This window comes from Pantoea sp. Ap-967 (genome assembly GCF_011752565.1).
In the GTDB taxonomy this organism is placed as follows: domain Bacteria; phylum Pseudomonadota; class Gammaproteobacteria; order Pseudomonadales; family Pseudomonadaceae; genus Aquipseudomonas.
This window is the reverse complement of record NZ_VWXK01000045.1, coordinates 32,873-44,563: the sequence shown is the minus strand read 5'-3', so window position 1 is coordinate 44,563 and position 11,691 is coordinate 32,873. Positions and strand designations below refer to the sequence as shown.

Annotated in this window: 10 protein-coding genes; 4 read left to right on the top strand and 6 right to left on the bottom strand. The window is 64.8% G+C overall.

Going from position 1 to position 11,691, the window contains the following annotated elements; genetic code table 11:
- The first annotated feature begins 378 nt into the window (after positions 1-378).
- Entirely contained in the window at positions 379-1,254 is an 876-nt protein-coding gene (locus tag F3J45_RS27950) for a formate/nitrite transporter family protein (protein WP_167070588.1), read from the top strand.
- A 3-nt stretch (positions 1,255-1,257) separates the two neighbouring features.
- Here the strand turns inward: F3J45_RS27950 and F3J45_RS27945 are convergent, their stop codons facing one another.
- On the bottom strand, positions 1,258-2,352 hold the full coding sequence (locus tag F3J45_RS27945) for an MBL fold metallo-hydrolase (protein ID WP_167070587.1): 1,095 nt from the start codon (positions 2,350-2,352) through the stop codon (positions 1,258-1,260).
- 127 nt (positions 2,353-2,479) lie between these two features.
- Here F3J45_RS27945 and F3J45_RS27940 point away from each other — a divergent pair, with 127 nt between their 5' ends.
- The gene (locus F3J45_RS27940; protein WP_205300713.1) at positions 2,480-3,556 is read left to right on the top strand and encodes a diguanylate cyclase; all 1,077 of its coding nucleotides are present in this window, start codon (positions 2,480-2,482) and stop codon (positions 3,554-3,556) included.
- 55 nt (positions 3,557-3,611) lie between these two features.
- Positions 3,612-6,200 (top strand): EAL domain-containing protein, encoded by a 2,589-nt coding sequence (locus F3J45_RS27935; protein ID WP_167070586.1) that lies wholly within the window; start codon positions 3,612-3,614, stop codon positions 6,198-6,200.
- A 49-nt stretch (positions 6,201-6,249) separates the two neighbouring features.
- On the opposite strand, the gene F3J45_RS27930 is transcribed toward F3J45_RS27935, so the two are convergent.
- A complete protein-coding gene (locus F3J45_RS27930) occupies positions 6,250-6,570 on the bottom strand; it encodes a DUF2025 family protein (protein WP_167070585.1) in 321 nt (106 codons plus the stop codon).
- Positions 6,571-6,651: 81 nt separating this feature from the next.
- Positions 6,652-7,599 carry a LysR family transcriptional regulator gene (locus F3J45_RS27925; RefSeq protein ID WP_167070584.1) on the bottom strand — a complete coding sequence of 316 codons (948 nt, stop codon included), beginning with the start codon at positions 7,597-7,599 and terminating at the stop codon, positions 6,652-6,654.
- Positions 7,600-7,712: 113 nt separating this feature from the next.
- On the opposite strand from F3J45_RS27925, the gene F3J45_RS27920 reads away from it, so the two are divergent.
- On the top strand, positions 7,713-8,471 hold the full coding sequence (locus F3J45_RS27920; RefSeq protein ID WP_167070583.1) for an SDR family NAD(P)-dependent oxidoreductase: 759 nt from the start codon (positions 7,713-7,715) through the stop codon (positions 8,469-8,471).
- 31 nt (positions 8,472-8,502) lie between these two features.
- Here the strand turns inward: F3J45_RS27920 and F3J45_RS27915 are convergent, their stop codons facing one another.
- The 3 genes from F3J45_RS27915 to F3J45_RS27905 are packed head-to-tail and all read right to left on the bottom strand — an operon-like array spanning position 8,503 to position 11,556.
- A complete protein-coding gene (locus tag F3J45_RS27915) occupies positions 8,503-9,363 on the bottom strand; it encodes an HlyD family secretion protein (protein WP_167070582.1) in 861 nt (286 codons plus the stop codon).
- An 11-nt stretch (positions 9,364-9,374) separates the two neighbouring features.
- The gene (locus F3J45_RS27910; RefSeq protein ID WP_167070581.1) at positions 9,375-9,581 is read right to left on the bottom strand and encodes a DUF1656 domain-containing protein; all 207 of its coding nucleotides are present in this window, start codon (positions 9,579-9,581) and stop codon (positions 9,375-9,377) included.
- On the bottom strand, positions 9,568-11,556 hold the full coding sequence (locus F3J45_RS27905; RefSeq protein WP_167070580.1) for an FUSC family protein: 1,989 nt from the start codon (positions 11,554-11,556) through the stop codon (positions 9,568-9,570). Before F3J45_RS27905 ends, F3J45_RS27910 begins: the two co-directional genes overlap by 14 nt.
- Between the last annotated feature and the right edge of the window lie 135 nt (positions 11,557-11,691).

Here is an 11,691-nt window from a genome sequence, read left to right as displayed (position 1 = left end):
GTGATGCTGATAATCTTTTTGACTATCAGTCCGTACTCACAAGCACCCACACGAATTGCTTGATTCGATTTGTTAAAGAGCGTTTGGTTAAGAGCTTTTCGTCTCAACCGAGGCGCGCATTCTACGCCTTCCTCATTTGCTGTCAAGCGTTTATTTTGAAGTTTTTTCGAAGCTGCTTTCTTTCAAAAGCGTTCAACTTCAACAACTTACCGCTTGCCTCGTTGCGTTCAACGCTGCGAGGAGGCGAATAATACGCGCTTTGAAATCAGAGTCAACACCCTGTTCTGAAAAAACTTTCAATCTTCATCCAGGGCCACTTGGCAACTAAATGCATGAACCTTTGCTCTGTAGAGAAACCACCCCCGGAGCGAAGCGGCCATGAGCGATGCCCAGAGCGAGAAAACCCCCGGCCTGTCTGCAGCCGAGGAGAAGGAGGTCAGCCACAACCAGCCCCCTCGGGCAGCGGTACTGCACGAGATCATTCGTTACCAGGGCGACCAGGAACTGGAACGAACGCTCGCCGCCCTGTGGTGGTCGGCCTTGGCGGCGGGCCTGACCATGGGCCTTTCGTTGATGGCCATGGGGCTGTTCTATGCCCGCCTGCCACAAGGCGACAGCGCCCAGGTCATCGCCAGCATCGGTTACAGCGCAGGCTTTCTTGCCGTGATCCTGGCGCGCCAGCAACTGTTTACCGAAAACACCCTGACTGCCGTGCTGCCGGTCATGACCACGCCAACCCTGGCCAACCTCGGGCGGCTACTGCGGCTGTGGGGCGTAGTGCTGTTCGGCAACCTGGCTGGCACCCTGCTGGTGGCCTGGGTAATGCTTGAGCTGCCGATCTTCGACAGTAAAACCGACGTGGCCTTCCTTGAAGTCGGGCGCAAGGTCATGAAGAACGACATCAGCCAGATGTTCGCCAAAGGCATTGTCTCGGGCTGGATGATCGCCACCATGGTGTGGATGATCCCGTCCATGGAGCATGCCAAGATCTGGATCATCCTGATGATCACCTACCTGATGGCGCTGGGCGACTTCACCCATATCGTCGTCGGCTCGGTGGAAGTGTCTTACCTGGTCTGGGCCGGCGAAGAAACCTGGCGCAGCTTCTGGCTGCAATTCGCCCTGCCCACCCTGGCCGGCAACATCATCGGCGGCAGCTTCATCTTCGCCCTGATCAGCCACGCCCAAGTACGCAGCGACAGCGGCAAGCCGCCGTCGCAACTATTGAAAGGTAACGACAAACAGCAGCCTTGAACCTCAGCGCGCCGTTACCGCACGCTCGGCCGCCCTGCCCCGCTCCCTGAGCGGCCGAGGCTGCCACCAGTTCTGGCCCTCGTGGGGTGAGTCGATGCTGACCCGCTCGCCCATCTGCGGTGTGCTCAAGCGAACCTGGGCCGCCGCCGCCAACGCGACGATGCGCTCGAACGGCTCCTGCCAGGTATGGGTCGACAGGTCGAAGGTGCCGTTATGGATCGGCAGCATCCAGCGCCCGCGCAAATCCAAGTGCGCCTGCAGGCTCTGCTCGGGTTGCATGTGCACGTTGGGCCAGGCCACGTTGTAGGCCCCCGTTTCGATCAGGGTGAGGTCGAACGGCCCGAAACGCTCGCCAATCTGGCGAAAGCCTTCGAAGTAACCGGTATCGCCGCTGAAGAACACCCGGGTCTGGTCATCGATCATCACCCAGGATGCCCAAAGCGTGCGGTTGCTGTCGAACAACCCGCGCCCCGAGAAGTGCTGGCCCGGGGTGGCGACGAAGCGCACACCCCCCACTTCTGCCTCCTGCCACCAGTCCAGCTGGGTGACTTTGGCCGACGGCACGCCCCAGTCGATCAGCAGGTCGCCCACACCAAGCGGCGCCAGGAAACGCTCGGCGCGCGTGGCCAGGTGGCGAATGGCCTGCTCGTCCAAATGATCGAAATGATCGTGGGATAGAATCACCGCCGCCAGCGGCGGTAGTTCATCCAGGCCAAGGGGTGGCGCATGGAAACGCTGGGGCCCGGCCCATTGCACGGGCGAGGCGCGCTCGGCGAACACCGGGTCGGTAATGAAGTAGCGCCCGCGCAGCTTGAGCAGTACCGTGGAATGGCCCAGGCGCCATAGGCTGTGGTCCGGTGCATCGAGCACCTGCTGGCGGGCCATCGGTTGCACGCTGATGGCCGTGGCCGGCCGGGTTTCTGGCGGCTTGCGCAGGAACAGGTACTTCAGGCCGATGCGCAGCTTCTTCAGCACGCCGTCCTGGGGCAGGCTGGCCTGGTTGTGAAAACGTCCATCGCGCTGTGGCGCCGATTCGCCGGCAGGGTTAGCCATGGGAGCCATGATCAGCAGCACTCCAAGCAAGAGGAAAGCCTTCATGTTACCCCACAGTGATCGCACCAACCGTGAATTGGCTTGTAAGGTCATTTTTCCAAGATGAAACACTGTTCAACAATATTCACGCAAGTTATGCGATAAACGGCGCCAAGGCAGAAGAACGACAACCATGATGGACAACCGCACCGGCAAGGGCCTTTCCTTCGTCAAACGTATCTATATACCGCGCATCATTGGCCTGGGAATCGGCCTGATCAGCGTGGCCGCCGCCGTTGCGCCGCTGTCGCTGCCGCTGTGGGCCTGGGTGCTGCTGCTGTTCAACGGCCTGCTCTGGCCCCATGTGGCCTACCAATGGGCGCTGCGTGCTCCGCTGCCGTACCAGGCCGAACAACGCAACCTGGTGCTGGACTCGCTGATGGGCGGCTTCTGGACGGCGGCGATGCATTTCAACCCGCTGCCCACCGTCACCGTGCTGTCGATGATGACCATGAACAATGTAGCTGCCGGTGGCCGGCGCATGGTGCTGCGTGGCGCCGCGGCGCAGGTGGCCGGTATGCTGCTGGCCAGCCTGATGCTGGGCACTGGCCTGCAATTGAACACCTCGCAACTGCAGGTGTACGCCTGCCTGCCCATGCTCACGCTGTACCCGCTGGCCCTTGGCTGGGTGTGCTTTCGCCTGGCGATCAAGCTCGCCGAACACAAACGCCGCCTCAGCGCCCTGACCCTCACCGACAGCCTGACCGGCCTGCTCAACCACGGCGCGTGGAAAGACTTGCTGCTGCTGCGCTTCCAGGCCTGCCAGCAGCAACAGCAGGCAGCGGTGATCGCCTTGATCGACATCGACCACTTCAAGACCATCAACGACACCTTCGGCCACGTGGTGGGCGACTGCGTACTGCGCCAGCTCAGCGAAGAGCTCAAGCGCAACCTGCGCGAGGGCGACCAGGCCGGGCGCTATGGTGGCGACGAGTTCTGCGTGATCCTGCCCGGCACCCGCGAAGACCAGGCCTGCCAGGCCATGGAGCGCCTGCGCGAACGGGTTGGCAATTACCGCAACCCGCAACTGCCACACCTGCGCATCAGCCTGAGCATCGGCCTGTCGGCCTTCCAACCGCAGCTGCAGTCGCCCGAACACTGGCTGGAGCAGGCCGACCAGGCACTCTACAGCGCCAAGCGCCGTGGCCGCGATCAGGTCAATTTCGCCGCTGGCGAGGTCACTACGCTGCGCCTGGCCTATCCTGATTGAATCCCTAGGCTGACCACTCGGCGAGGGACTGCAGTCAGCACGGAGCCGCTCGCGCATGGCCAGGACCGCCAGCCCTACCCCTCGTCTACCCGTCCGCCGCTTGATTGCCGGCTTCTGCGCCGTGTTTGGCCTGGCTTGCCTGGTCACCCTTGGTGCCCTGTTCAACATTGCCAGCACCCTCGACCAGCAGGAACAGCAGCGCAGCGCCTTCCACGCCACCCAGGCCCTGGAACAGCGGCTGCTGGCCTCGCGCCAGTTCCTGTCCAGCTACGCCGTGTGGGACGCCGCCTATGAGCACCTGGCAGGCAAGGTCGACTGGCAGTGGGCCTTTGAGCAGAAGAATGTCGGCGAGTCGCTGTACAGCGCCAGTGGTTACGAAGGCGTGTTCGTGATCGACGACCAGCGCACCTCCTACGCCCTGTTCAAGGGCGCGCCAACCCAGGCCGCAGCCGACAGCTTCATCGAGGCGCCCCTGGGGCCGATCATCGCCCAGGCCCGCGCAGCCGCCAGCAGCCGTGAGCAGATCACCCGCTTCGTCATCTTCAACAACCGCCCTGCCGTGCTCACGGCGGCGGCAGTACGGCCTGACCGCGAGGTCACCGCCCAGGAAGTCAGCCAGGCACCGGTGATGCTGTTCGTCGACCAACTGACCGAGCAGAAGCTTGAACACCTGGGCGCCAGCGCTGGCCTTGCGCACATGCACGTGGAACAGCACGAGGCCAACGAACCGGGCCACCAGCACATTGCCCTGGGCGATACCGGTTACCGCCTGGCCTGGGCCAGCCCGCTGCCGGGGCGGCAACTGCTCTGGGCCCTGCTGCCACCGCTGGTCTGCGCCTTGCTGGTGCTGGGCCTGGTGATGCTCTACCTGTTCCGCCATGCCTTGCGCAGCTCGCGCGCCATCGACACCAGCCTTGAACACCTGCGCCAGAGCAACCACGCCCTGGAGGCCAGCGAGCAGCGTTTTCGTGCAGTCGCCGAAGCGGCCTCCGACTGGATCTGGGAAACCGACCGACAGCAACGGCTGACCTATCTGTCGCAACGGTTTGTCAGGGTAACCGGCAACCCGGTAGACACCTGGCTGGGCCAGCCCCTGAACCTGCTGCTCAGCTGTGACACCACGCCCCTCTCGCCCTGGCTCGACGCCCAGGCCGACGCCGACAACGAGCAGCCCGCCAACCTGCGCTGCGCCTACCGCGACCACAACGGCCAGAACCGCTACTGCCGAATTTCGGCACGGGCGATCCTGTATGACGGCAAGCTCGCCGGCTTTCGCGGTACAGCCAGCGATATCACCGACGAAGTGGCCGCCCACGCACGCATCCAGCACCTTTCCCTGCACGACCCGCTGACGGGCCTGGCCAACCGCAACAAGCTGGCGCGCCACCTGGAACAGGCGTTGCTGCGCGGCGCTGATTCAGCGCCACTGACCTTGCTGCTGCTCGACCTGGACGACTTCAAGCCGATCAACGACTCCCTCGGCCATGGCGCCGGCGATGCCGTGCTGCAGGAAGTAGCCGCACGCCTGCGCGACACCACCCGCGACGGCGACCTGGTCGCGCGCCTGGGAGGCGACGAATTCGTCCTGGTGCTGGCTGGCCTGGACAACCGCAGCGAGGTCGACCGGATGTGCCGGCGGCTGATCGAATTGCTGCGGCAACCGATCACCTTCGAGGACCAGCCCCTGCAGGTGGGTGCCAGCCTCGGCATCGCCCAAACCCGCACCCAGGGCTTCGATGCGGGCGAGCTGATTCGTTGCGCGGATATCGCCCTGTACCAGGCCAAGGCTGACGGCAAGAACACCTGGCGCTACTTCGCACCGGAAATGAACCAGCAGATCCAGTACCGTCGCCAGCTGGAAAACGACCTGCGCCGGGCGCTGAAGCACGACGAATTCGTGCTTTATTACCAGCCCCGCTACCGCCTGGGCGACCTGCGCATCGTATCGGTCGAGGCGCTGCTGCGCTGGCAGCACCCGCAGGAGGGCTTGCTGGGCCCCGACACCTTCATCCCGCTGGCCGAGCAAAGCGAGCTGATCGTGACCCTCGGCCGCTGGGTGCTGCGCGAGGCCTGCCGCAGCGCCCAGGGGTGGCCGCAGCCGCTGCTGGTGTCGGTGAACCTGTCGCCGGCGCAGTTCCTGCGCAGCGACGTGGTCAGCGATGTGCGCGATATCCTGCTGGAAACCGGCTTCCCGGCCCAGCGCCTGGAACTTGAGATTACCGAGAACGTGATGCTCAACGATATCGAGGGCGCCCTGGGCACCATGCTCGCCCTCAAGGAACTGGGCGTACGGCTGAACATGGACGATTTCGGCACCGGCTATTCATCGCTGGGTTACCTGCGCACCTACCCGTTCGACAGCATCAAGATCGACAAGCGCTTCATTGCCGGGCTGGGCAATGCCAACAGCACCGACCGGGCGGTGGTGCAGGCGATCATCAACCTGGGCGAGGCGATGGGTTTGACGGTAACGGCCGAAGGGGTGGAAACCGAGCAACAGTTGCAGGCGCTGACCCGGGACAGGTGCCATGAGGTGCAGGGGTACTACCTGAGTCGGCCCGTGGAGCGGGCGGCGTTCGAGGCATTGTTGCAGCAGGGGCCAGGGGTGGCCCTTGCGCGGGGCAAGCCCGCTCCTACAGGGTAATCACCGGCCTGTAGGAGCGGGCTTGCCCCGCGAAAAGGCCAGCACAGGTTCAGCGCAACGAACGTTCGGCGACGATTTCCGGCAGATCCTCCCGCCGCAGGTAAATACGCAGCGGCTCACCAATGTTCAACCGGTCATCCACATGCTGCTCCAGCAACAGCCCCAACCGCGCCCTGCACAGCGCCATGCGCGCGCCCTGCTCGGGCCGCCAGACGAACTCGTTGCATGGGGTGATGCTGTCATCCGCCACGTCCATGCCGAACGCGTCCTCGGAAAACCGCACGATATGAACACCGCGCTTGCCATGAAAACCGACAAAGCCTTTTAGCCGGTCGGCGGCGCTGCAGATGTCCTGGGAAGTGATGGCCATGACGTAACCTCGCAATTCAATGGAAGTGACGCACGCCAGGCAGGTAGCGCTCGCCTCTGATGGGCGATGCACGGTGCCAGCCTAGCGCAGATGGCCTTCGCTTCGCCAAGGTTTTTCCTCACCGGCCAGCCGGTCGACCTGTGGCGCCAGCAGTGCCGCCAGCCAGTTCATGAACGCCTGCACCCGGCGCGGCACATGGCGTTGCCGGGCATACAGCAACGACACCGGCATGGCCGGCGCGTGCCAGGCGTCCAGCACGCTGACCAGTTCGCCCCGGGCCATGTGCTCCGCCGCGCCCACCGCCGGCGCCTGGATCAGCCCGAGCCCGGCAAGGCAGGCCGCCGAGTACGCCTCGGCATTGTTCACCGTGACCACACCGGCCATGGCCTGGTAATGAACCTGGCCATCGAGCTGGTATTCGAAACCGGCGCTGCGTGCGCCCAGGTTACGCACGTAATGCACCAGCCGGTGTTCGGCCAGGTCCGCCAGGGCCAGTGGCACACCGTGGCGGGCCAGGTAGCCCGGGCTTGCGAAGTTGCGCATGCTCAGTTGGCCCACTGGCCGGGCCACCACGTCCAGGTCGCTGAGCGCACCGATACGCATCACGCAGTCGAAGCCCTCGCGCAGCAGGTCGACCTGGCGGTCGGTGCAGCTGATTTCCACCTCCAGCCGTGGGAAGCGCTCAAGAAACTGCGGCAGGGCTGGAATGATTACGCGCCGGGCCATCATCGTTGGCATGTCCACTCGCAGGCAGCCGGTCAGTTCGACGTCGTCGGCGCGGAACAGGCTCTCGATCTCGTCCATGCCCGACAGCAGGTCCTTGCTGCGTTCATACAGCAACGCCCCGTCCTGGGTGGCCTGAACGCGCCGCGTGGTGCGGTTGAACAGGCGCGTGCCAAGTAGCTGCTCCAGCGCCCTCACCTGCTCGGACACCGTTGAGCGCGGCAGGCCCAGGCTGTCGGCCGCCACGGTAAAACTGCTCACCTCGCTGACACGAACGAAGGTACGCAACAGCTCAAGCTTGTTCATCAGCCGCCCAATTGTTCGGTTTAAAGGAACAGTATTTCCGGTTTGGCTGGATTTAACAGCCCCATGACGACCAATAACCTGTGCCTCATCAGCCACCCATGAGGGATATCGCCATGACCCGCAAAATTGCACTGATCACCGGCGCCAGCCGCGGCCTGGGCCGCAATGCTGCCGAGCACCTGGCCGCCCGCGGCATCGACATCATCGGCACCTACCACAGCAAGGCCGACGAGGCCCAGGCGGTGGCCGGCCAACTGCAACAGGCCGGAGCGAACGCCGCCATGCTTCAGCTCGATGTCAGTGACAGCAGCAGCTTCGGCGGCTTTGCCGAACGCTTGGGGAACACCCTGCAGCAGCAATTCGGCCGCAAAGACTTTGACTTTCTGGTGAACAACGCCGGTATCGGCCTGCATGCCCCCTTCAGCGAAACCAGCGAGGCGCAGTTCGACCAGTTGGTGAACATCCAGTTCAAAGGGCCGTTCTTCCTCACCCAGCACCTGCTACCACTGCTGGTCGATGGCGGGCGGATCGTCAACATCTCCTCCGGGCTTGCCCGTTTCTCGCTGCCGGGGTACGCCGCCTATGCGGCGATGAAGGGCGCCATGGAGGTGCTAACCCGCTACCAGGCCAAGGAACTCGGTGCGCGGGGAATTCGGGTGAACATCCTGGCACCTGGGGCGATCGAAACCGACTTTGGTGGTGGCGCCGTGCGTGACAATCGCCAGCTCAATGCCTTCGTCGCCAGCAATACCGCCCTGGGGCGGGCCGGGTTGCCGGACGACATCGGCGCAGCGATTGCCCTGTTGCTGGATGAGGGTAATGGCTGGATTACCGGGCAGCGGCTGGAGGTTTCTGGCGGGATGTTCCTGTAGGGCCTGTTGCTCGCGCCTACGGGCTGCCACCTCATTGGTCCTCATGCACCTGCACGCTGGCCGTCATACCTGCACTCAGGGTCATGCCCTCGGGAATCTGGTCCAGGCGGATGCGCACCGGTATGCGCTGGGCCAGCCGCACCCAGTTGAAGGTCGGCTCCACCACCGGCAACAGTTGGCCATCCGGGTTGCTGTTGCTGTCGGTGATGCCGCGGCTGATGCTCTCGACATGCCCCTGCATCGGTTCGCCCGCCCCCATCAGCCAGACCTTCACCGAATCGCCCACGCGGATGCGCGGCAGCTTGGTTTCCTCGAAGTAGGCCTGGATATAGAAGGTCGAATCGTCCACCAGGGCCATCACCGACTGCCCAGTATTGACGTAGTTGCCCTGGGCCAGGCGCAGGTTGGTGATATGGCCGTTGCGCGGCGCGCGGACTTCGCTGCGGGCGAGGTTGATCTTGGCCACCTGCAATTGCGCCTCAGCCTCGTGCAGGTCGCCACGGGCGATGGCGGCGTTGATCTGGGCATTCTCGCGCAGCTCGGCGCTGATCGCCTCCGGCCCAAGGGCCTTGCGCCGGGCGGCTTCACGCTCGCGCAGGTGCAACTGCTGGGCGCGGGTTTCGGCCACCGCACTGGCTTGGTCGAAGGCCGCCTGGAAGCGCTCGCGGTCGATACTCATCAACAGGTCGCCCGCCTTGACCGGCTGGTTGTCCTGCACCTTGAGCTCGCGCACCCAGCCCGACACGTCCGGGGCAATCACCACCACATCGGCGCGCACCCGCGCATCGCGCGTCCAGGGCGTGAGCATGTAGTAGCGCCAGAGTTCATAGCCGGCCAGAACGGCAAGGGCGACCACACACAGGGTCACCAGGGTACGCACCACGGCACGCATCGAATCACTCCTTACAAAGGCCCCAGCAGGCGAACCACCAGGTACAGCACACACACGAACAGCGCTGCGTCGAACAGCGCCTCATGCCAGATCCAGCGCCCCAGGGGGGTGGCTTGCACCAACAGGCGCAACACCCCGGTGAGCGCCAGCGCCATCAGTACATAAATCAGAAACGGGCTGAGCAGCACACCGCCCAACGCCCATTCACGCAGCCCCATGGGCATCCTCCTGGGCACGGCACCATTTGCCCCAACTCTTGCGCAACTGCAGTACCGCGCCCTGGGCCAGGCGCAAAGGGTCGCTGGCCGGCTGGCGCTGCAAGGCGGCCAGGAACTGCTCGCTGGCGCCGTCCAGGCGCTGCTCGCGGCCAACCGCCGGGCCCTTGGCCAGCACTGCTTCCACCTGCTGCAGGAAATCCCGCTCGGCACCGCCCAGCGGCGCCTGGGCCACGGCCAGGCACATGCGCAGGTGTACCAGCTCGTCACCGATGTCCAGGCTGTGCAGGCCATCGTCCCAGCGCTTGCGTTCGGTGGCCGGCAATTCACTGGCATGGCGCGCCAACTGCATCAGGCGGTCGGCCATGCGCCCGCCAAACCAACTGTCGGCGCCGCGCAGGTCGCGCCGGGTAAGCCGCACCAGGTCGCCCATGGTTGCTGCCCGCAGGCGCCGGCCCAGCCAGGCCGGGTGGCGGAACACCAGCAGCCTGAACGCCAACACCGCCGCGCCCACGCCCATCAGCATGGCCAAGGCGCTGTTGAGCATGCTGGCAACGCCGAAACTCATGTGGTTCAGCGGTGCCACCAGCACGATGAAATGCAGGCAGTAGGACGTCGCCGTAGCCCCGGTGCGCGGGTGGGCCATGCCCAGGGCGCCGAGAAACAGAGGCACGCCCATGCCCAGGCAGAGCAAGGCGAAGCTGCTCCATTGCGGCAGGATGATCTGCCCCACCAGGAACGCCGCCGGAATCGCCAGGAAAATCCCGCGCAGAAAGCTCAGGCCGATCTGCGCGCCGTTCTCACGGCTGGCGAACAGGCTGCAGACTACGCAGGTCAGCACCAGGCCGCCGGGCGCCGAGGGCCAGGCCGTGGCCAGCCAGAAGCTGCTCATCACCAGGAAGGCCAACGCGCTGCGGGAACCGAACAGCAACGCCAACGACCAGTCCCGGTGCACCGCCAGGCCCTGGGCGGTATCCCGGGGCGCCCTGCCCGCCTCCACAGCGTCCATGGCCTGGGTCGCGGCCATGGCGTAATCGAGCAGCAGGGCCATGCGGGCCAGGCAGTAATGCTCGGCAGAGCTGATGTGCTCGGCCTGGGCGGCGTCCCAGATGCGCTGGCGCAGCACCAGCAGGCTGGCCGAATCGGGGCTGGCCAGTTGCGCACGCACATCGCCCAGCCACGGCGCCAGGCGCCCGGCCTGCTGTGGGTCCAGTTGCCGCCATTGCCGGCGCACCGAGCGCGAAATGCGCAGCAGTACCATCAGTTGCTGGCTCAGGCTGCTGATGGCCTTGGCCCGCAGGCGCCCGCGCGGGCCTTCGAACCAGGCGTGCTCGCGCTGGGTATCGATGGCAACGATACGCCCCAGGCTATCGAGCAGGCCTTTGCGCGCCTCGTCCTCGCCGGCGAGCATGGCGCTGGCTGCCTGTAGCCCGTTCTGCCAGGCCTGGCGCGCCTGCCCGGCCAGTTGCTGCTCCACGCGCATGGGCCAGAGCAAGGCGCTGGTGGCCGTGGCGCAGCAGATGCCCAGGCTGATTTCGGTACACCGGGCCACCGCCTGGTCGAACACGTTCAGGGGGTGGTCGATCGATGGCAGGGCGATGATTGCGGCGGTGTAACCGGCCAGCACGAAGGCATAGGCCCAGGCACTGCGCAGTTGGGTCGAGGCTGCCGTGCACAGGGCCAGCCACAGCGCCAGGGTTATCAGGAACAGCCAAGGCGTTTGGGCGAACAGGCCGATGAACACCACCGACATGAAGGTGCCGACCAGGGTGCCGGCCAGCCGCGCCAGGCCCTTCTGCACCACCATGCCCGACAGCGGCTGGGCCACGATGAACGCGGTCATCAACGCCCACGATGGCTGCTCCAACCCCCAGCGCATGGCCAGCCACAACGCCAGGCCGCCGCCGAGCACGGTCTTGATGGCGAACTTCAGGGCTGGGCTGCTGGGTGCGAACAGGGCCTGGAAGGTGATGGGCACGAATCGGACCTTGCGGGTGGAGGTTAGTTAAACGATAGACAACCTGGGGGAGGATAATGCGGGGACGAATAATTAGCTAGCTAATCATCTATAGCCCTATCGCAGGCAAGCCTGCTCCTACAGGGATCGCGTGAT